Genomic DNA, 24,227 nt, shown 5'->3' on the forward strand with positions numbered 1-24,227 from the left:
CGACCCCGGGTCAGCGCCGCCGCTCCAGCCACCACAGCAGCGAAGCGCACACCGTGAACGCCAGCCACCAGGGCCAGCGCGAGCCCGGCACGGGCTGCATCATCGCCGTGTTCGTCGGCCCGCTGACGGCCAGCGCCCGCGTGGTTGCATCGATCATCGCCTGCTGGTGCAGTGCAGGTGCGGCCTTCGGGTCGAACACATAGCGCCAGACCGTCGTGTCGCCGTGCTGCAGGCGCTGCCAACCCGCCTCGCGCGGCCACCAGCCGGCGCAGCGCAGGGTCGATGTTGCGCCGTCGACGATCAGGGGCACGCTGTCTCCGCGCGCGTTGAAGACCTGCAGTGGCGCCTGCACGCCGCACAGCGCCTGCCGTTCGCCCGCCCAGCCGAGCGTCTGCGGCGACCACAGCGCATCACCGCTGCCCTGCGCACGCGCCAGCGTGGCGACGACGCTGCTCCAGAGTTCACCGTGGCGATCATCGCGCCCGGCCAGCACCCAGCGCCAGCTGTCGGTGATCGGCAGCAGGCCGATGCGACCCTTGCCGGCAGCGCGCCAGCCGCCGACGGCCTTGCCCGTCCCATCCCGCAGCAGGGCGTTGCTGCCTGGCGCCTGCAGCGCCAGTGCTTCCAGCGCGGGCAGGGGCGCACTGTGCGAGCTGCGGTCAGCCTCCTCGCCGTAGCCGGTTGGCAGCGTTCCGGCGGCGAGCGGGCCGCGTCGTGCGGCGAGGACCGCGCTGTCGCCATCGCCGGGAAGTTCGAGGGCGTGGCTGCTGCCATCGCCCTGCACTGGCAGGCCCAGATCGCGGAGGCGCTGGCGCGCGCCGGCTGCAGGTGCGCCTGCACTGCGCAACAGAACGCCAAGGCCGTCACGCAACGCCTGCCGCACGGCAGCCAGCTGGCCGGCACTCAATGCGGTCAGGCTGCGCTCGTCCAGCAGCAACAGATCGCTGCGCGCGAGTGACGCTGCATCCAGCGCGACCGCGCCATCCCCCACGCTGACACCTGCCCCGGTATCGGCCTGTACCTGCACGCGGATGCCGGTATCGGCGGCCCAGCGGCGCAGGTACTTCAGCTCCGGGCCCGGCGCACTGGCACGCACCAGCATGCGCAGCGGTGCCGCCGGCAGGGTCTGCTGCGGTACCGGCGCGCTGTCCACCACATGACCGCCGGCATCGAGCAGGCGCAGCTGGAACACGCTGCGGCCCTCGGCGCGGGCGATGCCGCTGAGCTGCACGTGACCGTCCTCGGCAACGTCCACGCGATCGACCACGCTGTCGGCGGGGTCAAGCAGTTCCGCCTTGGCCTTGGCGACGCCGCGCGCCTGTGCATGCACGTCGAAGCGTGCGCCGGGCGCGGTGTCGACGGGTGGCTGCAGCGCGATCCACCCGCGCGTCGGAGCTACCGGCTGCCAGCGCACGTCGCGTGGCAGTACCGCGTCGCGGTCACGCGCGACCAGGCCGGCACCGACCAGCGTCAACGTGGAAGCCGGATGCTGGCGCAGCGCCGTGGCCAGGTCCGGCACGCGCTGGCCACCGGGCACATCGGCAGCCTCCGGCAACAGCAGCCGCGGGCCTGCGCTGGCCGGCAGCGCGCCGGCCTTGTCGGCATCGATTCCCAGCACGACCAGGCCGACCGCGGGTTGCTGGCCGGTGGGCGGGACCAGGCAGAAGTACAGCAGCGTGGCAGCGATCAGCTGCAGCGCAATCACGATCCACTGGCGGCCACGACGCGCGGCATTGCCACGCAGCTGGCGCACGCTGGCGATGACCACGATCAGGGCGAGTGCCAGCGCAATCCACAGGTTCACAGCGGAGGCGTTCATGGCTGTGCCTCCAGCGCATCAAGGTACCGCTGCCCCATCGCATCGGCGGCACTGCGCCGCATCGCCTGCGGCAATGGACGCTGCAGCGCCCGCCACAGCTGCGCGCGCAGGCGCTGGCGGCAGTCGCGGCAATCGGGTTCGATGCGCAGCTGCTCGATGGCGGCAGCCAGATCGAGTGCGTCGGGCAGGTAGGCGGCATTGCGCTGCTGCCAGCTGGCGAGTGCGTCGAGGTCGGGCACGCTGGTGTCATCGCCGAGGCGCTGCCACGCTTCGACGATGGCCGGGTCGGGCGGCGTGCGTGCGGCCAGCGGCAGTTCACGGCTGGCCAGCCCAGCGCGATCGCCACCCAGACGGCGGCCTTCATCGATCGGCGGCAGCTCCGGCCCCACCCGCGCCAGGTAGATGCGTTCGGCCTGCTGCACCTGCTTGATGAACCCCAGTGCCTTGTAGGCGAACGGCAGTGCCTGCTCCGGACGGCCCTGGCGCAGCTCGCCTTCGGCCGACCACATCTGGTCCAGCGCGGCCTTCAGCGTGGCGCGGGTCTGTGGGTCGAGCAGGGTCGCGGCCTCGGCATGGTCGTGGGTGTGGCCGTACTCCGACAGCACATCGGTGGCGCTGCCGAACACCGGTGGCGCATCGGCATTGGACGCCTTGCCGCCGTGGTCGTGGCCATGCGCGTCGTGCGCTCCGGCCTCGCCGCCATGGCCGTGATCGTGATCGTCGTCGTGGCTGTCTGCAGCCGGCGCATCGCTGGTGGGCAGGTCGCTGGTCGGCGGTGGCTTCGGTGCACCTTCGCTTTCTTCGCCCAGGAACTGGCCATAGCGCAGGCGCAGGATGCGCTGGTCGACACCGATCGCATCGCTGCGTTTCACGAAGTCCTCGGTGGCGAGGCTGCGTCGCTGCCGGATCAACGCTTCGGCATCGATGATGATCTGCCGCTGGCTGCGGAAATAGGCCGGCAGGGTCTTCTTGATGCGGCCTTCCAGTTCGGCACCGAGTGCAACCTCGGCGCTGGGCAGGCGCAGGATCACGCTGCTGCTGCGCCCGGTCTGCGGCGTTGGCGCGTGGTTGTCGCGCACTTCCAGCTGGGCGATGACATCGTTGCCCGGTTGCGCGCCCAGCGCAGCCAGATCAAGCGTGTGGGCGAAACGCCGCGCGGTGGCTTCGCCGCTGCCGGCAAGCGTCACGCTGCGTTTCACGAAGGTGATGTTCTCACCGCTGCCCTGGGTGGTGGTGATCGACAGCGTTGCCTGCGCGGCTACGCCATAGTCGTCGGTGGCCTCGAAGCGCAACGACCACTGGCGTTGCCCGGGCGTGCCCAGCACCAGGCTGGCGGCCGGCTCCAGCACGCGTACGCCGGGCGCGCGGTCGGCGACCACGTCCAGACGATGCAGGTCGGTTCCGGCCAACGCCGGCTCGCTCACCACGCGGTACAGCACCGGCGTGCGCGCCACATCCTGTGCCTGCCACTGGCCATCGTGTTCGTTCAGCGGCAACCGGCGACCATCGTGGAACTGCAGCCATGCCTTGTCCGGTGCGCGATCGAAGCGCAACGACCACGACAGCCGGCTGTCGGCGGCGACCTTGGCATCCAGTGCGTTCTGGGTGAGCGTGGCCTGGCCGGTATAGGCCGGCGCGTCGATGCGCATGCGGGTGGACTGCAGGTGCAGTGGGCCCGCGGCAGCCGTGCTGCCAGGCGCCGACGCACGGGCCGGCGCGGAGCCGGGGCTGGAACGTGGCCAGCCGAATGCCAGCGCAACGATGGCCAGGCCTGCGATCCAGCACAGCGCCAATGCTCCACGCGGCCAGCGCGGACGCAGTTCCGGCATCGCGCGTTCCAGCGTGGCCAGCACATGCGCGCGCTGGCGCTGCTGCAGCGGATTGAGGGTAAGCGCATCGGCAAACAGCAGGTCGGCGCTGTCCTCACTGGCGCCGCTGCCATCGAGCTGGCGCTGCAACCACTGCGGGTCCAGCTGGCGGGAGCGCGCCGTGGCGAGCGCTGCGCAGGCAAGCAGGCCGATGGTGCCGATCACGCAGGCGATATCGAAGCCCGCCAGGCGCAGCGCCAGCACCGTTGCGGCCAGCGCCCACGGCAGGCCCAGCAGCAGGGTGACGAGCGCACGGCGGCGGCGCGCGTGCTGCCAGGCGAGCTGCAGGGTGTTCATGCGGGCCCCCTGCGTCGATGACTGCTGGCCATCCAGCGTTCCAGCGCGAACAGCAGCACGATGGCCAGCAGCAACCACGGAGTGAGCTTGCGCAGCGGCGGCGTTGCCGCAGGCAGTGCTGCCTGGCGGGGGGCCTGGTCCCGGGCATCGCCGAGGCGTGGCAGCGGAGGCGGCTGCAGAGCCAGCAGCAGCGCGCGTGGCAACTGTGGATCGCGCAGCGCAGCGTTGCCTGAGGCATCCCAGTCGCCGGGCAGAGACAGCAGGACACCGTGGCCGATGCGTTGCTGCCACAGCAGCGGGGAGCCCTCGGTGTTGCGCAGCAGGATGCTGGCCTCGGCGGCAGGCTTGCCGGCAGTCACTACACGTCCGCCGTCCTGCAGCCACGCCTGCCAGTTCGCCGGCAGTGCGCCAGTGCGGCTCCACACGCCGATCTCGCCGCGTTCGGGCAGCGCATCCGCCACCAGAGGCGCGAGCGGCGCCTGCCTGCCCCACGCGCGCTGCAGTGCATTCAACCAGTGCTGGACGGCGGCCGAAGCATCGCTGTGCACGCGCAGGCGCGGCAACGTTGCGGCACTCGGTTGCTCACTCACCGGTATCGCCTGCGGACGCCACTGCACCTCGCGCGACAGCTGCAGGCGTGCGCCGTCCAGGCCGGGCAGGGGATCGGGAACGTGCACGGTCAATGCGGTGCCCGCAGGCAGCTGTGCGTCCAGTTCGCGCAGCAGGCTGGGCAGGGAAGCCGTGGACGCGGGTGGCACTTGATCAATGGCCGGGAAGCCGGGCGCCAGCCAATGCCAGTTGCCCGCTTCGGCGGTGCCGCGTAGTGCGGTCGCGTCCAGCCCTGGGGCTACGACCGTCCACGCAGTGGGGGCTGGCGCAGGCCCGGTCAATGCAGGTCGTGCCAGCAGCAAGGCCAACGCGGCCAGCAACAGCAGGCGCACCAGCAGCAACGGCCAGTCATCGAAGCGGATGCGCTGGCGCGGCCGGATCTGTGCACGCAGCCAGCGCAGCGCGGCGAAATCCAGCGGTGTGTACGGATGGCGGCGGGCGAGATGAATCAGCAGCGGCAGCAACCCTGCAGCGAGCGCGGCCAGGCCCAACGGGAACAGCAGGGTCATGCGCCGCCCCTGCGGCCAAACAGTGCCTGCAGTGGTTGGTCCAGCGGCTGGTCGAGCCAGCCAGTGGCACTGGCGATGCCGCTGGCCTGCAGGCGCGACTGCAATGCGTTGCGTGCGTCAGCGAAGCGTTGCAGGTAGTCGGTGCGGATCGCCGCGCCATCGCCCAGCAGTTCCTCGCCGGTCTCCGGATCGCGGAAGCGATGGCCTGCGCCGAACGGGAAGTCACGCTCGTCGGCGGTGAGGATCTGCAGCAGTGCCACTTCGCGGCGTGCGCTGGCCAGTTGTTCCAGCAGCACAATGCCGGCCTCGTCAAAACCGTCGCCGATCGCCAGCAGCAGGTCGCCCGGGCGCACGCGCTCCCACAGCGGGCGCAGGCGATCGGCCACAGGCCAGCCGCCACGCGCCTGCAGCGCATGCAGTTGCAGGTGCACGCGATCACGCTGGCGTGCGCCGTTCGCTGCGGGCACCAACTGCAGTCCATCGCCATTGATCGCCAGCAGGCCGAAACGGTCGCCCTGCTGCAGGGCCAGTTCCACCACGCAGGCGGCCACACCGCGCATGTGGTCCAGGCGGGTGCGCTGCGGTGCCGCGCGATCGGCCTGGCCGGCCGAGGCGGTGGCATCAAGCAGCAGCCAGACCGTGATCGGGCTTTCGCGTTCGGATTCGCGCACGAAGAAGCGGTCCGAGCGTGCATACAGCTTCCAGTCGATCTGGCGCAGCTCATCGCCTGGTTCGTAGGCACGGTACTGGGCGAATTCGAGGCCGGCACCGCGGCTGCGGCTGGCGTGCTGGCCGATGCCACTGGCGCCACTGGCCAGGCGTGGCCGCACGCGGAGCGTGCGCAGGCGCGCACGCAGTTCCGGTGGCAAGGTCAGCGGGGTACCGGCGTTCACGGGTGGCTCAACCCGGGAACGGCACGGCCTGCAGCAGGGCGGCGACCACGTCGTCGGCACGCTTCTGCTCGGCCTCGGCGGCGAACGACAGCAGCAGGCGATGGCGCATCACCGGCGCGGCCAGCGCCTGCACATCCTCGCGGGTGGCGGCAAAGCGGCCCTGCAGCAATGCGCGCGCTTTTGCCGCCAGCACCAGCGACTGTCCGGCGCGCGGGCCCGCGCCCCACTTCACCCACTGGTTGATCGCGGCGGGTGCGCCTTCGCCTGGGCGGCTGGCGCGCACCAGGCGGGTGATCCAGGCCAGCACATCCGGGCTGACATGCACCTGGCGTACGGCGGCCTGCAGCGCGATCACCGCCTCTGCATCCATCACCTTCGGCACCGCGTCGGTGGCGCCGCCGGTGGTCTGTTCCAGGATCTGCCGCTCCTCGTCCTCGCTGGGGTAATCCACCAGCACGTGCAGCAGGAAGCGGTCCAGCTGCGCTTCCGGCAGTGGGTAAGTGCCCGCCTGCTCGATCGGGTTCTGTGTGGCCAGCACGAAGAACGGCGCCGGCAGTGCGTAGGTGGTGCCGGCGTAGCTGACCGTGCGTTCCTGCATCGCTTCCAGCAGTGCGGCCTGGGTCTTGGGCGGGGTGCGGTTGAGTTCGTCTGCCAACAGCAGGTGGGTGAAGATCGGGCCCTGCTGGAAACGGAAATGGCGATGGCCGGTGCCGTGGTCTTCCTCCAGCAGCTCGGTGCCGAGGATGTCGCTGGGCATCAGGTCGGGGGTGAACTGCACGCGCCGGAACTGCAGTTCCAGCGCCTGCCCGAGCGAGCGCACCAGCAGGGTCTTGCCGAGCCCGGGCGCGCCTTCCAGCAGGCAGTGGCCGCCGGCCAGCAGGCCGATCAGCAGCTGCTCGACCACGGTGTGCTGGCCCACCACGGCGCGTGCAAGCGCGGCGCGCAGCGCATCCAGGCGTGGCAACAGGGAATCGAGGTCGGGGGAAGTCATGGGCGTGCCGGTCCTATCAATTGTTCAACGCGTACATCACGATGTTGACGCCGAAGCGGGTGTTGTCTTCGGCCAGGAAACGCTTGTTGCGCCAGTCGTAGTCCCACTCGCAGCCGTAGTCCTTGTTGCTGTAGAGCAGCCCCAGGCGGCCATCGATCTCGATGCCCTTCAGGTAGTCGTGCACCAGGTCGTCGCCCCAGCCGTTGAGTTCGAAGCTGGTGGCCGGCGGGCCATCGGGGAAACGGAAGAAGCTGCGGTACAGCGGGTGGCTGTTGGGCAGCTTCTGCAGTGCCCTGGAACCAAACAGGCGGCCCATCTGTGCCTCGAACGAGGTGGCGAACAGCCCATCGATATCGTGGTTGCAGTCGTCGACGAAGACGAAGCCACCATTGCGCACATAGCGCACGAAGTTCTGCCGCTCGGCGGCATTGAACTCCACCAGCGTGTGGCCGGCCAGGTAGCAGAACGGCGCTGCCAGCATGCGCGGGTCGGCCAGTGCCACCACGTGCTCCTGCGGGTCCACGCGCAGCGAGGTGTAGTCGATCAGCGAGGTGATCAGGTTGGACGGCATGCGCGCGTCCACGTCCCAGTCACCGGAGTCGTACTGCAGGCGGGTGAACCAGAAGTCGTAGCGCGAACTGCGCGGGCCTGCCTGTGCCCAGGCCGGCAGCGCCGCCGCCGAAGCGGCAGCGGCCAACCAGCGCAGGCAGGCCCGGCGATCCATCAGACGGCGTCGGACAGCGAGGTGAAGGTGAAATCGCGCAGCTTCATCGGCGGGATCATCATCACGTAGCTGGACTCATCACCGGCCACACGCACCGGCTTGCCCAGCTCTTCGATGTTGTTGAGCATGATCACCGGCGACTCGTTGAAGCGGAAGTTCTTCACCGGGTGCTTGATCTGGCCGTTCTCGATGTAGAAGGTGCCGTCGCGGGTGAGGCCGGTCAGCAGCACCGTCTGCGGATCGACCATGCGGATGTACCAGGTACGCGTGACCAGGATGCCCTTCTGGGTGCCACGCACCAGCTCGGCGGTGCTTTTGTCGCCACCGCTCATCAGCAGGTTGCCCGGCGAGGCCTTGGCGGTCTTGCCCTGCTTCTGCGCCCAGAAGCGCGAGTAGTCCAGGTTGGCGATCTTGCCGTTCTCGATGATGGCCATGCGCTCGCGCGGCAGGCCTTCGTTGTCCCACGGCAGCACCGGTGCGTCCGGATGCCACGGATCGGCGATCATGGTCACGCGCGGGTCGTAGACCTGCTCGCCCAGCTTGTTGCCACCACCCTTCTTCGACAGGAAGCTGCGGCCTTCATCGGCCGAGCGCGCACTGAAGAAGTTCATCATGAAGCTGATCAGGCCTGCCGCTGCGGCCGGCTCCAGGATCACCGTGTACTTGCCCGGTTCCAGCGCCTTGGCTTCGGCCGACTCGGTGGCCTTGCGCATGGCGATGCGGATGTCCTGGTCGGCCTTGAAGTCGGCCGCATCCTTCAGGTTGCGGCCGACCCAGCCCGAGCCGCGGCCATCTTCAGTGCGCACGGTGCAGGTGTAATCGAAGTTGGTGGTGCGCTGGTAGGCGAAGTTGCCGTTGCTGTTGGCGGTGGCCTGGAAGCCCTGGCCGTCCTCGAGGAAGCCGGCGGCGATCAGGCCGTGACCACGGCACGGGGCGATCGAATCGGCGGCGACCTTGGCACGGAACGCCGGATCGATGGCAGCAGTGGATTCGCTGAAGGTGGGGCTGGCGCGGTAGCTCTGCTTGCCGATGGCCGGCATGAACTCCGGGTTCTCCGGGGCCAGGCGGGCCAGGTCTTCGGCACGGCGCACCACGCGTTCCAGCGCGGCATCGTCGAACTCGTTGATCGAGGCGGTGCCGACGCGCTTGCCGAAGGCGACGGTGACTGCCAGTTCGGTGTTGTCGACGATGCCACTGGTGGAGACATTGTTCAGCGCGAAGCGGATGTTGCCGCTGATCGCGCCGGCCAGCACGGCGGTGCACTCGTCGGCCTTGGACAGGGCGATGACCTTGTCGAGGATGGCCTTGGCCTGGGCTTCGGTGAAGATACTCATGGTGTAAGGGCTCCTGACCGGTCAGCCGAGGCTGCGTGCGGTGTTGATGACGTTGATGCCGTTGAAGCGCGCGGTGGACGAGCCGTGCGAGACTGCCGAGACCTGTCCCGGCTGGCCCTTGCCGTCGAAGAACGAACCGCCCAGGCGGTAGTCGCGTTCGTCGGCCACGGCGGTGCAGGCGTTCCAGAACTCCGGCGTGCGGATCTGGTAAGCCACGTCTTCCAGCATGCGGGTGATCTGGCCGTTCTTGATCTCGTAGAACAGCTGGCCGCCGAACTGCGCGTTGTAGCGCTGCTGGTCGATCGAGAACGAGCCATCACCGATGATGTAGATGCCGTTCTCCACGTCCTTGATCAGGTCCGGCACGCTCAGCGGCGTCTTGCCCGGTGCCATCGACACGTTGGCCATGCGCTGGAACTGCACGCTGGACCACGAGTCGGCATAGCAGCAGCCGTCGGACTCGGTCTTGCCGAGGATGTGGGCCTGGTCGCGGATGGTCTGGTAGTCCACCAGCTTGCCGTTGCTGATCAGGTCCCAGCGCTTGCACTTCACGCCTTCATCGTCGTATGCCACCGCGCCGAGGCTGCCGGGCTGGGTCTTGTCGGCGAAGATGTTGACCAGCTCGCTGCCGTACTGGAAATGCTGTTCGCGCTTGTCCAGGGTGGCGAAGCTGGTGCCGGCGTAGTTGGCTTCGTAGCCGAGCACGCGGTCCAGTTCCAGCGGGTGGCCGATCGACTCGTGGATGGTCAGCCAGGTATGCGACGGATCGAGCACCAGATCGTACTTGCCCGGCTTCACCGACGGGGCCTTCAGCTTTTCCTGCGCCTGCCGGGCGGCGGCGATGGCGTCTTCCTTCATGTCGTAGGAAGAACTGTAGTTGACCACGCCATTCGGGCTGACCACCTTGCCGGCGGCGGCGCCGTCCAGGTACTCGTAGCCCAGGCCCATCGGCGAGGACAGGCCCGAACGGGTGCGGAACTTGCCGCTGCTCTTGTCGATGGCGGTGACCGTCATCGGCGCCCAGATGCGGTGCACGTCCTGGTCGATATAGGAACCATCGGTGGAAGCAAAGTACTTCTGCTCGTTGACCAGGAACAGCATCGAGTTGACGAAGCTGGCACCAGCGCCCATTGCGGCAGCGTTGACGTCCAGCAGCAGGCCGACCTTGTCCTTGATCGGCACCTCCATCGCATTCTTGCGGATCGGCGTGCGCCAGCTCACCTCACCCACGCCCGGCGCCTTGGCCAGCTGCACCGGTGCGGTCTGCACGCCGGCATTGGCCTTGGCGATGGCCGCCGCCTGCTGCGCGGCCCTGGCCACGTCGGCGGTACCCAGTGCGTTGGTGGCGGCAAAGCCCCAGGCGCCGTTGACGATCACGCGGATGCCCACGCCGGTGGACTCGGTGTTCACCACGTTCTGCACCTTGTCCTCGCGGGTGATCACGAACTGCCGCAGGTAGCGGCCGATGCGCACGTCGCAGTAGGTGGCGCCGGCGCTGCGCGCCGCCTGCAGCGCCGCGTCGGCCAGGCGCTTCTTCAATGCCGGGTCGAGGCTGGACTGCAGCTGCTCGGCGGCGATCACCTTGCCGAAGAAGGAGGGCACGATCAGCCCGCCCGCGGTAAGCCCGGTCAGGGCCAGGAAGTCACGTCTTTGCAAGGCTGCTCTCCATGTCGAAGGATGGGTGGCTCAAGCGCCGAGACTGCGCGCGGTGTTGATGATGTTGATGCCGTTGAAGCGGGTGGTGGACGAACCGTGCGAGACCGCCGAGACCTGGCCGGGCTGGCCCTTGCCGTCGAAGAACGAACCGCCCAGGCGGAAATCGCGTTCATCGCAGATGGCCGTGCAGGCATTCCAGAATTCCGGCGTGCGGATCTGGTAGGCCGCATCCTCGACCATGCCGGCGATCTTTCCGTCCTTGATCTGGTAGTACAGCTGGCCACCGAACTGCGCGTTGTAGCGCTGCTGGTCGATCGAGTACGACCCCCGGCCGTGGATGTAGATACCGTTCTCCACGTCCTTGATCATGTCCTCGACGCTGAGCGGCTGCTTGCCCGGCGCCAGCGAGACATTGGCCATGCGCTGGAACTGCACGCTGGACCAGGAATCGGCGTAGCTGCAGCCATGCGATGCATCGCGGCCGAGGATATGGGCTTCATCACGGGTGGCCTGGTAATCGACCAGGATGCCGTCGCGCACCAGGTCCCAGCGCTGGGTCTTGACGCCCTCGTCGTCGTAGCCGACCGCACCGAGGCTGCCCGGCTGGGTCTTGTCGGCGAAGAAGGTGACGATGTCGCTGCCCCAGCGGAAACCCGCATCGCGCTTGTCCAGCGTGGCGAAGCTGGTGCCGGCGTAGTTGGCTTCGTAGCCGAGCACGCGGTCCAGCTCCAGCGGGTGGCCGACGTTTTCGTGGATGGTCAGGAACAGGTTGGACGGGTCCAGCACCAGGTCGTACTTGCCGGGCTTCACCGACGGCGCCTTCAGTTTCTCGCGCGCGTGGCGGGCGGCCGCAATGGCGTCCTCGACCGGGTCGTAGGAATCGCGGTAAGCGGTGATGCCACCGGGCAGGTGCACCTTGCCGCGCGCATCGCCATCGAGGAACTCATAGCCCATGCCCATCGGCGAGGACAGGCCGGCGCGGGTGCGGAACCTGCCGCTGGCCTTGTCGATGGCGGTGGCGGTGAACGGCAGCCAGATGCGATGGATGTCCTGGTCGATGAACGAGCCATCGCTGGAGGCGAAGTACTTCTGTTCGTTGACCAGGAACAGGGTGGAATTGATGTAGTCGGCGCCCGCATCCAGCGCGGCGGCATTGAGGGCCAGCAGCAGTTCGACCTTGTCCTGGATCGGCACCGCCATCGCGTTCCTGCGGACGGGGGTCTGCCAGCGCACCTCCCCGACCGGCGGCGTCGGCGCCAGCTGCACCGGCCGGGTCTGGATGCTGGCGTTGGCGCGGGCGATCGCGGCCGCCTGCTCGACCGCAGCGCGTACGGCGGCCTCGGTCTGCTGGTGGGTGGCGGCGAAGCCCCAGGCCCCGTTGACGATCACCCGCACGCCCACGCCGGACGATTCGCGGTTGGTCACGTTGCCGACCTGATGCTCGCGGGTGATGACCGACTGGTTGAGGTAGCGGCCGATGCGCACATCGCAGTAGCTGGCCTTGGCCGTGCGTGCGGTGGCCAGCGCCACGTCCGCTAGGCGCCTGCGCTGGAGGGTGTCGACCGGGGCGAGCAGTTGCTCGGCGGCGATGGCACGGGAATGCGGCAGCAGCAGGCCCGCCAGGCCCAGACCGGAAAAAGCCAGGAACTCACGTCGTTGCACAGCGTTTCTCTCTCTCGCTTGCGTGCGGCCGGCAACGGGCCGAGCCGATCACGTCAACCACTCGACTTTCGCCAGCGCGGGGCATCCGGGCAAGTGACTGCAGTCATGGTTGGGGGTGTTTCGGCAGGGCTTGCAGCCCTGCACCTGCTCAGAGCCGGAGCAACAGCCACAGCAACAGCGGGCTTGCTGAGGGATGGCGGGGCGGTGTGGGTGGGCAGGACACGCCGTAAACCCCCCTCCGGGGTCCGGCCCAGCCGCTGGCGGCTGTGCGTTCGGGCGCTTGCGAAGCAGTGCTTCGCAAGCAAAGCGCCCTCACCCCTGGGGGCTCGATGGCGCCATCCATGGCGCCAACGGTCCTGCCCACCCACACCGCCCCGCCTCTGACAGATTCCGTGCGCTGCTGGTAGGTGTCGACCTTGGTCGACACATCTGTCAGATATCGAATGAAATTCGGGGTCAGATCCGTTTTCCTGCGGAAAACGGATCTGACCCCAAGAGTGTTTCCGACAGATCGCGGCCAACTGTCGAAGGCGGGGTGGGTCCGGTGGCAGGGGCGTGAGCGCCATGGATGGCGCGACCGAGCCTCCATGGACGGATTTACGGCGTCCCCTGCCACCGGATCCACCCCGCCATCCCTCAGGAAGCCCGCTGTTGCTGTTGCTTTGGCTGTTGCCGTTGCTGTGGCTTGAAGCAGGTGCAGGGCGCAGCCCTGCTCGGAACACCCCCCTCGTGCACAATGGGCCGACCCCGCCTGGACACCGTCCTGATGTCGAGCAAGCCGCATTCAGAAGCCTGCGAGCGCAACCGCGAACCGATCGCCGCCGCACTCGACCCGTGGATGGGCGACCGCCATCGGGTGCTGGAAATCGGCAGCGGCACCGGCCAGCACGCGGCCTTCTTCGCCGAGCGTTGGCCCTGGCTGCGCTGGCAGCCCAGCGACCATCCGGACCATCTGCCCGGCATCGAGGCCTGGCGCGCGGAAGCGGCGCTTCTGAACCTGCTGCCGCCGGTGGCGCTGCAGGTGGAACTGCCACCGGCGCCTGGGCTCAGCCTGCCACAGGGCAGCACGTTCGACGCCGCGTTCAGCGCCAACACGCTGCACATCATGAGTTGGGCGCACGTGCAGGCGTTGTTCGCCGCGCTGCCATCGGTGCTGCGTCGCGGCGCGCTGCTGGCGGCGTACGGCCCGTTCAACTACGGCGGCCGCTACAGCAGCGACAGCAACGCGCAGTTCGATGCCTGGCTGAAGGCGCGCGACCCGCGCAGCGGCATCCGCGATAGCGAAGCGGTGCAGGCGCTGGCCGCCGACCACGGATTCACCCGCCTGGGGGATGTGGCGATGCCGGCCAACAACCGCCTGCTGCTGTGGCGGTTGGGGTAAACCATCGGTAGTGCCGGCCGCTGGCCGGCAACCGATTGCCGGGATGAATGCCGGCCAGCGGGCGGCACTCCCTTCAGGCCACCTGCACGATATGCAGCGCCTTCGGATTGCGCCACTGCGCCAGCAGGGCCGCTTCGCGCGCCTTGGCCTGCTCGAAATGCGCTTCCTTGACGTGGCCGAAGCCGCGGATGTGCTCGGGGATGCTGGCAATCTCCACCGCCAGGGCCAGGCGGTCGTCATCCAGGCCGTCCAGCAATACCTGCACGGTGGCCTCGTAATCGCCGATCAGCTTGCGCTCCATGCGGCGTTCCGCGGTGCGCCCGAATACGTCGAAGCGGCCGCCACGCAGGAACTTCAGCCTGGCCAGCAGGCCGAAGGCCTTGAACATCCACGGGCCGTATTCCTTCTTCAGCAACCGGCCCTGCTCATCCTTCCTGGCGAACAGCGGCGGCGCCAGGTGGAAGCGCAGCTGGTAATCGCCCTCGAACTGCTGCTGCAGGCGGCGCTGGAAGTCGCCGCTGGTGTACAGGCGGGCCACTTCGTACTCGTCCTTGTAGGCCATCAGCTTGAACAGGTAGCGGGCCACGGTCTCGGTCAGCGCAGTGGAGCCGCCGATGCGCTCGGCTTCGGCGGTGCGCACGCGCTCGACCAGGCGGCGGTAGCGGTTGGCGTAGGCAGTGTCCTGGTACTCGACCAGGAACGCGGCGCGGCGCTCGATCATTTCATCCAGCGAGCGCGACAGGCGGGCGTCATCCAGCGGCAGGAACGCCACGTCGCCACCGTGCGAGGGCAGGCTGCGCAGTTCGCGTTCGTCGCCGGTGTTGCGCGGTGCCGCAGTGGCACCCCATTCATTGCCCTCCCACTCGCCTGGCGGCAGCGGATGCAGCGGGCCCGGGGTGGATTCGGCATCGGTGTGGCGGTTGCGCACCAGGCCGGCGGCCTGCTGCACGGCCTGCGGATCGACCACGGCCAGGCGGCCCCACGCAAAGGCCTGCTGGTTCATCGCCACGGCGGCGCCATTGAGCTCGATGGCGCGCATCAGGGAGTCGAACGACAGCGGCACCAGGCCCTGCTGCCAGGCGTAGCCGAGGATGAACAGGTTGGCGGCGATGGCATCGCCCAGCAGCGCGGTGGCCAGCTGGGTGGCATCGAGCAGCAGTGGTTCCTGGCCGCCCAGTGCCACGCGCACGCCGGCGATGATGTCGGCGGCGGGGAACTGCATGTCCGGGCGGGTGGTGAACGTGCCCGGCATCGCTTCGTAGGTGTTCAGCACCACCTGCGAACGGCCGGCGCGCACCTTCGACAGCGCCCAGTAATCGTTGACCACCACCATGTCGCAGCCCAGCACCAGGTCGGCCTCACCGGCGGCGATACGCACGGCGTGGATGTCTTCAGGGCGACGGGCAATGCGGATATGCGTGGTCACCGCGCCGCCCTTCTGCGCCAGGCCGGTCTGGTCGAGCACGGTCGCACCCTTGCCTTCCAGGTGGCCGGCCATGCCCAGCAGCGCGCCAATGGTCACCACGCCGGTACCGCCGACGCCGGTGATCAGGATGTTCCAGGGCTGTTCCAGGCTGTCGCGAAGGGTCGGTGCCGGCAGGTTGTCCAGCAGCGTGGACGCATCGCGCTTGCTGCCCTTGCGCGGCTGGCCACCGTGCACGGTGACGAAGCTCGGGCAGAAGCCGTTCACGCAGGAATAGTCCTTGTTGCAGTTGGACTGGTCGATCTCGCGCTTGCGCCCGAACTCGGTTTCCTTCGGCAGCACCGACACGCAGAAGCTCTTCTTGCCGCAGTCGCCGCAGCCTTCGCAGACCAGCGAATTGATCAGCACCCGCTTCTGCGGGTCTTCCAGCTTGCCGCGCTTGCGGCGGCGGCGCTTCTCGGTGGCGCAGGTCTGTTCGTAGATCAGGATCGAAACACCCTTCACTTCGCGCAGGCGCTTCTGCACATCGTCCAGCTCGCTGCGGTCATGGAACTCGACGTCGCTGGGGAAGTGCTCGCGCTGGCCGGTCCACTTGCCGATGTTGTCCGACAGCACCACGATGGTGTGGATCCCTTCGGCGCGCATCTGCTTTGCGATGTCCGGCACGCTCAGCGGGCCGTCCACCGGCTGGCCGCCGGTCATCGCCACCGCATCGTTGTAGAGGATCTTGTAGGTGATGTTGACGCCGGCAGCGACCGCCTGGCGGATCGCCAGCGAACCGCTGTGGAAGTAGGTGCCGTCGCCGAGGTTCTGGAACACGTGCGGGGTATCGGTGAACGGCGCCTGCCCGGCCCAGGTCACGCCTTCGCCGCCCATGTGGGTGAAGGTATCGGTGCTGCGGTCCATCCAGGTCACCATGTAATGGCAACCGATGCCGGCCAGCGCACGCGAGCCTTCCGGCACGTTGGTGGACGTGTTGTGCGGGCAGCCGGAGCAGTAGTGCGGCACGCGCGGAAAACTGGCGCGCGGCAACGCAAGTTCGGCTTCCTTCTCCTGCATCCACTGCAGGCGCTGCTCGATCGATGCGTTGTTGAAGAACTTCTGGATGCGGCGACCGATCACGCCGGCGATGGTGGCCGGGGTCAGTTCACCGGTGGACGGCAGGATCCACTCACCGCTCTCGTCGTACTTGCCGACGATGGACGGGCGCTGGCCCCAGCTGGCCGGCCAGTTGAAGAACTGTTCCTTCATCTGGCGCTCGATGAAGGCACGCTTCTCCTCCACCACGATGATGTCTTCCAGGCCCTGCGCGAAGCGCGCGATGCCCTGCGGCTCCAGCGGCCAGGTCATGCCGACCTTGTACACGCGGATGCCGATGTCGGCGCAGGCGGCTTCGTCCAGGCCCAGGTATTCCAGCGCCTGCAGCACGTCCAGGTAGCTCTTGCCGGTGGTGACGATGCCCAGCCGCGCGCGCGGCGCATCCATCACCACCTTGTCGATGCCATTGGCGCGGGCGAACGCCTGTGCAGCCTTCACCGCATAGCGGTGCAGGCGCATTTCCTGGTCCAGCGGCGGGTCCGGCCAGCGGATGTTGAGGCCGCCCGTAGGCATTTCGAAGTCTTCCGGCAGCACGATGCGGCGCGCCATCGGATCGACCTCGACCGAGGCCGACGATTCCACCGTCTCGGCGATCGTCTTGAAGCCGACCCAGCGGCCGGTGTAGCGGCTCATCGCCCAGCCCAGCAGGCCCATGTCCAGGATGTCCTGCACGCCGGCCGGGTTCAGCACTGGCATCATGGCGCTGACGAACTCGTCCTCGCTGCCATGCGGCAGGGTTGAACTGCGGCAGGCGTGGTCATCGGCGGCCAGCGCCAGCACGCCGCCATGGCGCGAGGTGCCGGCGGCATTGGCGTGCTTGAACACGTCGCCGCAGCGGTCCACGCCCGGGCCCTTGCCGTACCACATGCCGAACACGCCCTGCACGTTGGCGCCGGGGAACAGGTTGGTCTGCTGGGTGCCCCACACCATGGTGGCGCCCAGGTCCTCGTTCAGGCCGGGGGTGAACTTCACCTTGGCCGCGTCGAGGTGTTTGCGCGCGCGCCACAGCTCCAGGTCAAAGCCGCCCAGCGGGCTGCCACGGTAGCCACTGACGAAACCGGCGCTGTCGATGCCTTCGTGCGCGTCGCGCAGCCGCTGCATCAACGGCAGTTTCACCAGCGCCTGCACGCCACTCAGGTAGATCCGCCCCTCGTTGCGGGTGTACTTGTGGTCGAGCGTGTAGTCACGGTCGATCAGGTCGGCGGAAGAGGGCGAAGTGAGTTGCGCGGTACTGGTCATGGCTGGCCCGGTCAGGATCGGCTGGCACCGGCCGCGTGCAGGCACGCGGCGGGAAAGGCGCGAATTGTAGCAGCGAGGCCCGACCGCCCCGGCACTCGCGCCGGCGGCCATGCTGGGGTTAGGATCGGGGAGAGAGAGGGAGGCTGCGGTTGCGGCCTGGGGAGAAGGGATGTCAGTTGCAGCAAAGATCCTGGGCAGCATGTTGCTGGTCTCGGGAACGGCCCCCGTGTGGGCCGCGCCGGCGGTGCCGGCACCACAGGAGTTCTACTTCGACAGCGATGCGGCCGCCGTGCCCATGATCGTGGTCCAGTCCGACGGGGATGCGCTGGTGGCGCAGCTGCTCAAACAGCGCGAGCGCGGCCGGCGTACCGTGGAGGCCACCGTGCAGCTGGCGTCGGTGGCCATTGCGCAGGGCCGCACCGAGCTGGGTGAACAGCTGTATCGCGAAGCACTGAAGGATGCGCCGGTGCAGGGCAGCCTGGGCCGTAGCGTGCGCTGGAATTACGGCTGGGACCTGCTGCGTCAGGGCCAGCCCGAAGCCGCCCTGGAGCAATGGCAGGCCGCTGCCGGTGGTTCGCTGAGCAAGCCGGGCTGGCTGCCACCCACCTATGCGCTGGCGCTGTGGCGGGCCGGGCAGAAGCAGGAGGCGGTGCAGTGGTATGCCGCAGCGGTGCGTACCGAGCCGACGCAATGGAGCGACAGCAGCCGCTTTGCGCAGTTGTTGCCGTTGTGGCGTGACGACGAGCGCGCCTCGCTGGCGGAAGTGCAGCAGGCCTGGGCGGCCGCGCCGCCGGCCTGGCCCTGAGGGAGGGGGGGGCCGGGTTGCACCCGGCACCCGCAGAGGCAACGGCTGGAGCAACTGCAGCAGCCGTTGCAACAGGGGGCTTCCTGCGGGATGGCGGGGCACTGTGGGTTTGCGGGGCCGCCGTAAACCCATCCATGGGGGCTTGGTCGCCGCATCCATGCGGCTCACACCCCGCAAACTCACAGTGCCCCGCCTTCGACAGGTTCCGGCGGCTGTTGGTAGGTGTCGACCTTGGTCGACACGGTAGGTCCATGCCATGCGTGGATGAGATCTGCCAGGGATAGAAATCGAACTGGGGTCAGATCCGTTTTCCTCTGGAAAACGGATCTGACCCCAGGGCCTCAAGAGCAGCCAGCCAACCGCTTTTGCTTTTGCTTCTGCTCTTTTTCTTTCTTCCACGTGGCTGATCGCCAACCGCAGCTGTTGCTTTCAGCAACCAGCCACGAGGGGCTGCGCCGTTCGCCGGAACCCCTCAATCGTCCGCGGAAACCGTCCGCCCCGACGCCCATGCCCGCAGTGCCTCTACCTGCTCGGCCATCAGCACCGACAGCGGCCGCGTCGCACGGATCTCGTTCATCAGCAGCTCGGTATCCAACGGCCGGCCTTCGGCGTGCGCCGCATACAGCCCGGCCACGATCGCCTGCTCGATCTCGGCGCCGGAGAAGCCATTGGCCGCGGCCGCCAGCGCCGGCAGCGCGAAGTCGTCGCCGTTGAGCTGGCGTCGCCCCAGGTGCAGCCGCAGCAGCTCCACACGCACCTCAGGCGTGGGCAGGTCGACGAAGAAGATCTCGTCAAAGCGGCCCTTGCGCAGCAGTTCGGCCGGCAACTCGTGTACCTGGTTGGCGGTGGCGACGATGAAGACCGGCGCCTTGCGTTCGGCCATCCAGGTCAGCAGGTAGCCGAGCACGCGGCGGGATACGCCACCGTCCTCGCCACCGCTGGCCAGGCCCTTCTCGATCTCGTCCATCCACAACACGCAGGGCGCCAGCTGCTCGGCCGAGGCCAGCGCCTGGCGCAGGTTGGCCTCGGTCTCGCCGTGGTACTTGTTGTACAGCGCGCCCACGTCCAGGCGCAGCAGCGGTACGCCGAAGCCGGCGGCGGTGGCCTTGGCCAGCATCGATTTGCCGCAGCCCTGCACGCCCAGCAGCAACATGCCGCGCGGCGGATCCAGGCCGGCCGGTGCCGAGCCGGCGATGAAGGCCACCCGGCGCTGGCTGATCCAGCGCTTGAGCCGGTTGGCACCGGCCACGTCGCCGAAGCGCGCGCTGTCATGCTCGAAGAACAGGTGGCCGCTGCGGTTGAGCAGCTCGAACTTCAGCCGTGCCAGCTGCGGCAGGTCGTCGTCGCGCAGCGCGCCATCGGCGTAGATCAGCTGGCGGGCGATGCGGCGGGCATCGACCAGGCTCAGGCCCTGCAGGTTCTTCAGGATCTTCTTCACCGCCTCGCTGTCGACCTCGACACGGCGGCCGCCGTGTTCGCGCGCATAGGCGTCGGCCTCCTCGCGCAGCATCTTCAGCAGGGCGTTGGCATCGGGCAGGCGCGGGTTGAAGCGCACCGCCAGGGCCTCCAGCTCGGCCGGCAGCTCGACCTTGGCGCCGATCAGCACCAGCACATGCGGCTCGCTATGGCGGCGCTGGATCAGGTCGCGCAGCGCGCGCTGGTGGCTGGCATACCCCAGGTAGGGGTGGAAATCGAGCAGCAGGTAGACACCCCGCTGATCGGCCTGGCGGATCATCTGCAGGGCGGCGCTGGCATCGGGCGGGCCGACCGGCGGGTCCTCGCGGTCCAGGTCGATGCGACGCAGGCCCTCGGTGATGGACCAGCGGTGCAGGGCCCGCCACACGTGCATCAGCGTCTGCCGGAACAGCTCGACGATGCGGGCCTCATCCTGGGTCTCGATCACGATCAGGGGGGTATTGGCGCGGATCAGTGCGCTCAGGTCCTGCAGTTCGCTCATGCCGGTTCGATCCTTCGGGGGCGCCACGATAGCAAAGGCGATGGCCACTGGTTCAGCACGGTGCTACCTCCCGTCACCACCGCCGGTGTACGCTCGGGGCACGTACCCGGAAGCGAGGCTGGCATGAACACGATCCTGGTGGCCGGTTCCAAGGGCGGGGTGGGCAAGACCACCGTCGCCACCCACCTGGCCGCGTACGCGGCATTGCAGGGCAAGGCCACGGTGATCGCCGATGCCGACCCGCAGGGCTCCAGCACCCGTTGGGCACAACGGCGTGCAGGGCTGGAAAGCGCGGTGCTCCCCATCGATGTGTATCGGAAGAAGCAGTGGGCGCAGAAGCTGCCCGACGGTACCGATACCGTCATCATCGATGCACCGGCCGGTGCGCTGGCCGACGATATCCCCCATTTCCTGGACGCGGCCGACGCCGTGGTGGTGCCGGTGCTGCCCTCGGCGCTGGATATCGAAGCCATCGTCGGCTTCCTCAACAGCCTGGCCCAGAACCCGCGCGTGCACAGCCGCAAGCTGCCGGTGGGGCTGGTCCTCAACCGCACCAAACCCTGGACCCAGACCTCGCAGCAGGCGCTGCAGATGCTGGCCGAATGGCCATACCCGGTGGTCGCGCAGCTGCGTGACAGCCAGAGCTACGTGGTCATGACCGGCCTGGGCCGCAGCCTGTTCGACTATCGCTCCGCCCAGGTGCGCGAACATCAGGCCGACTGGGAGCCGCTGCTGTCCTGGCTCAAGCTTTGATGCCTGCCTCACTTCTCCTGCTGCATCCTCTTCTCCATGGAAACCCGCGATGCGTGAACTGATCCTGCTGCGCCATGCCCATGCCGAACCCGCCGTTTCCGGCCAGGCCGACCTCGACCGGCCGCTGTCGCCGGTGGGGCTCGCCGAGGCCGAAGCCGCCGGCAAGTGGTTGAAGGAAAACAACCTGCTGCCCGACTGCGTGCTGTGCTCGCCGTCGCGACGTACCCGCGAGACCCTGGAAGCGGTGATGACGGCCATCGGCTATGTCGAAAAGCGCCTGGAAGACCGGATCTACGAAGCCACCCCGGGCACCCTGGCGGCGCTGGTGGACGAGCGTCGTGACCTGGACCGGGTGCTGATCGTCGGCCACAACCCGGGCCTGGAGCAGCTGGTGGCCCTGATGACCGACGGCACCAGCAGTGACTATCGCGGCATGCCGCCGGGCGGCGTGGCCGTGCTTGGCTTCCCGCGCGAGGCCTCGATCGAACCCGGCGTGGCCAGCCTGAACGCGTTCTGGTGGCCGTGATCCGATGAGCCTGGCGCGGCGCAGCCGCTTCCTGCTGCCCGCGTTGCTGGCGCTCGGCCCGGCCTGGGCCGCGGCGCCCCCACCGACCCCGTTGCCGCCCGTGTCCGCCGAGGCGCCACGGGTATTGCGCCTGGATACCCAGCGCTCGCGGATCGGCTTCGAGGTGCGCACCCGATTCGGCCAGCGCATCGAAGGCGTGTTTCCGCACTTCGAGGGGCGTATCGAGATCCTGTCCGACGGCCGTCACCAGGTGCACCTGAAGATGTTCACCCGCTCGGTGGAGATCCCCGGCAAGGCGCGCTATACCGGCTGGATGCGCGGCGAGGAGTTCTTCGATGCCGGGCGCCATCCGGTGGTCGAGTTCGACTCGCTGCCCTACTGGCCGGAGACCGTGGAGCAGGGCGGCGCCATCAACGGCCGGCTGACCCTGCGCGGCATCAGCCACCCCGAGTCATTGCAGGTCGAGAAGGCGGAGTGCGCCCGACCCGGCTATGATTGCGACGTCGTCAGCCGCGGTACCGTGCAGCGAGGCCGGTACGGAATGGACAGCTGGCAGCTAGCCTTGAGTGACCGAGTGACCTTCGTATTGCGTGCGCGCCTGAGCGAGGCGCCGAAACCGTGAACCTCCTGCTGCGCGTACTGGCGCTGGCAACCGTGTTGCTGGGCAGCGGTTGTGCATCGCTCTCGCATGCCGAGCGTGACCGTGCCGAAGCGATTGCCGTGCAGGCGCGCTCGACCGACGTCGACTGCCAGCGCGCCGACCGCTGCGCACAGGACTCGCCGTTGCGTGCGCTGGCGGGCCGGGCGTTCACCGAATCCACCCCGGAACAGCCACGCCACTACGCCACCCTGCTCGACGAGGGCGAGGGCGCCCTGGTCGCGCGCCTGAACCTGCTGCGCAGCGCCACCCGCAGCATCGACCTGCAGACCTACATCTTCGACAAGGACGACAGTGCCCGGCTGGTCATCGACGAGCTGCTGGCCGCGTCGCGGCGCGGGGTGAAGGTGCGGGTGCTGATCGACCAGCTCTCGGCGATCTCCGACCTGCAGATCCTCGGCGCCCTGTCCGGCGCGCACCAGAACTTCCAGCTGCGGGTCTACAACCCGACCTTCGGCAAGGCCCGGCTGAACTACTTCGACTATGCCGGCAGCGTGCTGTGCTGCTTCCGCCGCTTCAACCAGCGCATGCACAACAAGCTGCTGGTGATCGACGATGCGATCGGCGTGGTCGGCGGCCGCAACTACCAGGACGACTATTACGACTGGGACCGCGAGTACAACTTCCGCGACCGCGACGTGCTGATCGCCGGCCCGGAGGCGCGGGCGATGGCGGCCAACTTCGATGCCTTCTGGCGCGCCAGGCGCAGCGTGCCGGCCGAGCGCCTGAACGATGTCGGCCGCACCCTGCTGCGCGAGGGCGTGCCGACCCTGCCGCCGGCCAGCTTCCGCCGCCCCGAGCGGGTGGAGCGGGTCAGTGCCGAAGCCAATGACATGGACTTCGTCAGCCGTTCCTTCGTCGATACCGCGTTGCCGGTGGCCTCGGTGCGCTATGTCGCCGACCTGCCGCGCAAGCACCGGCGCGAGAAGGCCGATGCGCCGCTGGCCGGACAGCACGTGACCGAGCCGCAGCTGGATGCGCTGATCGCCGGCGCGCAGAAGGAAGTGATCCTGCAGACGCCGTACCTGGTGCTGTCCAAACCGGCGCAGAAGCTGTTCCGCGAGCTGCGCAAGCGACCGCAGCCGCCGCGCGTGGTGGTGTCCAGCAACAGCCTGGCGGCGACCGACAACCCGATCGTCTATGCGCTGTCGTACAAGTACAAGCGGCGCAACATGCGTGAACTGGGCTTCAACATCTTCGAATACAAGCCGTTCCCGCTGGATGCACCGGTCGATTACCGCAACCTGCTGCCCGACCCGATCGCCGCGCCGGAAGGCGACGACGACGGCGGGCGCAACCCGCTGATCGGCGGCAGTGCTGCCGGCAGCAATGCCGGCGACCGTCGCGATCGCGATGAGCACCCGGCACCCGCCGGCAAGCAGGGGGCGGTGAACCATCCGCGCACCGGCAGTGCCTACCAGAACGCGCGCGAGCGCCGCCGTGCGGCCGGCAGCGAGGTCGAAACCCGCCTGCTGCGCACCGAGACCCGGCCCTCGTTCCTGGGCAGCAAGGCGGTCAACAAGCCGTTGCCGGTCACCCGCAAGGGCGCGCGCATGGGCCTGCATGCCAAGTCGCTGGTGGTCGATCGCCGCATCGGCGTGGTCGGCACCCACAACTTCGACCCGCGCAGCGAGAACTACAACACCGAAGGCGCGGTGATCATCGATGACCCGGCCTTCGCCGAGCAGCTGGCCGAGAGCATCCTGCGCGACACCCACCCGCAGAACTCGTGGACGGTGGCGCCGCGGGCCAAGCCGCCGGTGCTGTCCGGGCTCAACTACAGCGTCGGCAAGGCCTCCGAAGCACTGCCGATCCTCGACTTCTGGCCGTGGCGCTATGCCACCGACTACGAGTTCAAGCCCGGCCCGGACTGCCCGCAGCCGTTGCCCCGGCAGGACCCGGGCTTCCACCGCTGCTATGTCGCCGTGGGTGATTTCCCCGAGGTCAATGTCGGCCCGAAGTGGCTGCTGGTACGCATGCTGACCGCATTCGGCGCCGGCCTCGTTCCCATCCTCTGAAGGTGCC

The 24,227-nt window shown here is 68.5% G+C and carries 17 protein-coding genes; 6 read left to right on the forward strand and 11 right to left on the reverse strand.

Features of this window, described 5'->3' with window-relative positions; all coding sequences use genetic code 11:
• Positions 1–10: 10 nt before the first annotated feature.
• Genes AC5P56_RS15665 through AC5P56_RS15705 form a run of 9 tightly spaced genes read right to left on the reverse strand, consistent with a single transcriptional unit; the run spans position 11 to position 12,362 of the window.
• A complete protein-coding gene (locus AC5P56_RS15665) occupies positions 11–1,819 on the reverse strand; it encodes a hypothetical protein (protein ID WP_495231784.1) in 1,809 nt (602 codons plus the stop codon).
• Complete coding sequence (locus AC5P56_RS15670) at positions 1,816–3,984, reverse strand: hypothetical protein (protein WP_495231785.1); 2,169 nt, start codon at positions 3,982–3,984, stop codon at positions 1,816–1,818. The genes AC5P56_RS15665 and AC5P56_RS15670 overlap by 4 nt, the downstream gene beginning before the upstream one ends.
• Positions 3,981–5,102, reverse strand: coding sequence for a BatA domain-containing protein (locus AC5P56_RS15675; RefSeq protein ID WP_495231786.1), 1,122 nt, complete (start codon positions 5,100–5,102; stop codon positions 3,981–3,983). The genes AC5P56_RS15670 and AC5P56_RS15675 overlap by 4 nt, the downstream gene beginning before the upstream one ends.
• Positions 5,099–5,995 (reverse strand): DUF58 domain-containing protein, encoded by an 897-nt coding sequence (locus AC5P56_RS15680; protein ID WP_046427741.1) that lies wholly within the window; start codon positions 5,993–5,995, stop codon positions 5,099–5,101. Before AC5P56_RS15680 ends, AC5P56_RS15675 begins: the two co-directional genes overlap by 4 nt.
• 7 nt (positions 5,996–6,002) lie before the next feature.
• Complete coding sequence (locus AC5P56_RS15685; protein ID WP_014645475.1) at positions 6,003–6,986, reverse strand: AAA family ATPase; 984 nt, start codon at positions 6,984–6,986, stop codon at positions 6,003–6,005.
• A 16-nt stretch (positions 6,987–7,002) separates the two neighbouring features.
• A complete protein-coding gene (locus tag AC5P56_RS15690; RefSeq protein WP_495231787.1) occupies positions 7,003–7,710 on the reverse strand; it encodes a DUF4159 domain-containing protein in 708 nt (235 codons plus the stop codon).
• Complete coding sequence (locus AC5P56_RS15695) at positions 7,710–9,044, reverse strand: TldD/PmbA family protein (RefSeq protein WP_014645476.1); 1,335 nt, start codon at positions 9,042–9,044, stop codon at positions 7,710–7,712. The genes AC5P56_RS15690 and AC5P56_RS15695 overlap by 1 nt, the downstream gene beginning before the upstream one ends.
• A gap of 21 nt (positions 9,045–9,065) precedes the next feature.
• Positions 9,066–10,700 (reverse strand): TldD/PmbA family protein, encoded by a 1,635-nt coding sequence (locus AC5P56_RS15700; protein ID WP_014645477.1) that lies wholly within the window; start codon positions 10,698–10,700, stop codon positions 9,066–9,068.
• A 30-nt stretch (positions 10,701–10,730) separates the two neighbouring features.
• Positions 10,731–12,362: a TldD/PmbA family protein gene (locus tag AC5P56_RS15705; RefSeq protein ID WP_032957606.1), complete on the reverse strand. Its 1,632-nt coding sequence runs from the start codon at positions 12,360–12,362 to the stop codon at positions 10,731–10,733.
• A 766-nt stretch (positions 12,363–13,128) separates the two neighbouring features.
• Between AC5P56_RS15705 and AC5P56_RS15710 the strand changes: the two genes are divergently transcribed.
• The gene (locus AC5P56_RS15710) at positions 13,129–13,743 is read left to right on the forward strand and encodes a DUF938 domain-containing protein (RefSeq protein ID WP_032961616.1); all 615 of its coding nucleotides are present in this window, start codon (positions 13,129–13,131) and stop codon (positions 13,741–13,743) included.
• A gap of 73 nt (positions 13,744–13,816) precedes the next feature.
• Here AC5P56_RS15710 and AC5P56_RS15715 read toward each other — a convergent pair whose 3' ends face one another.
• Positions 13,817–17,503, reverse strand: a complete 3,687-nt coding sequence (locus AC5P56_RS15715; protein WP_495231788.1) for an indolepyruvate ferredoxin oxidoreductase family protein — start codon at positions 17,501–17,503, stop codon at positions 13,817–13,819.
• Between the two features lie 169 nt (positions 17,504–17,672).
• Between AC5P56_RS15715 and AC5P56_RS15720 the strand changes: the two genes are divergently transcribed.
• Complete coding sequence (locus AC5P56_RS15720; RefSeq protein WP_046427754.1) at positions 17,673–18,308, forward strand: tetratricopeptide repeat protein; 636 nt, start codon at positions 17,673–17,675, stop codon at positions 18,306–18,308.
• A gap of 472 nt (positions 18,309–18,780) precedes the next feature.
• Here AC5P56_RS15720 and AC5P56_RS15725 read toward each other — a convergent pair whose 3' ends face one another.
• Positions 18,781–20,265, reverse strand: coding sequence for an AAA family ATPase (locus tag AC5P56_RS15725; RefSeq protein ID WP_014645482.1), 1,485 nt, complete (start codon positions 20,263–20,265; stop codon positions 18,781–18,783).
• Positions 20,266–20,388: 123 nt separating this feature from the next.
• Here AC5P56_RS15725 and AC5P56_RS15730 point away from each other — a divergent pair, with 123 nt between their 5' ends.
• From AC5P56_RS15730 to AC5P56_RS15745, 4 genes are read left to right on the forward strand one after another with little or no spacing between them, the layout of a single operon-like run.
• The gene (locus AC5P56_RS15730) at positions 20,389–21,018 is read left to right on the forward strand and encodes a nucleotide-binding protein (RefSeq protein WP_262093401.1); all 630 of its coding nucleotides are present in this window, start codon (positions 20,389–20,391) and stop codon (positions 21,016–21,018) included.
• A gap of 49 nt (positions 21,019–21,067) precedes the next feature.
• Complete coding sequence (locus AC5P56_RS15735; RefSeq protein WP_014035499.1) at positions 21,068–21,544, forward strand: SixA phosphatase family protein; 477 nt, start codon at positions 21,068–21,070, stop codon at positions 21,542–21,544.
• Positions 21,545–21,548: 4 nt separating this feature from the next.
• On the forward strand, positions 21,549–22,166 hold the full coding sequence (locus tag AC5P56_RS15740; RefSeq protein ID WP_014645483.1) for a YceI family protein: 618 nt from the start codon (positions 21,549–21,551) through the stop codon (positions 22,164–22,166).
• Positions 22,163–24,220, forward strand: coding sequence for a phospholipase D family protein (locus AC5P56_RS15745; RefSeq protein WP_075075903.1), 2,058 nt, complete (start codon positions 22,163–22,165; stop codon positions 24,218–24,220). The genes AC5P56_RS15740 and AC5P56_RS15745 overlap by 4 nt, the downstream gene beginning before the upstream one ends.
• Positions 24,221–24,227: the final 7 nt, after the last annotated feature.

This window comes from Stenotrophomonas sp. YJH_SMC_131, assembly GCF_059367975.1.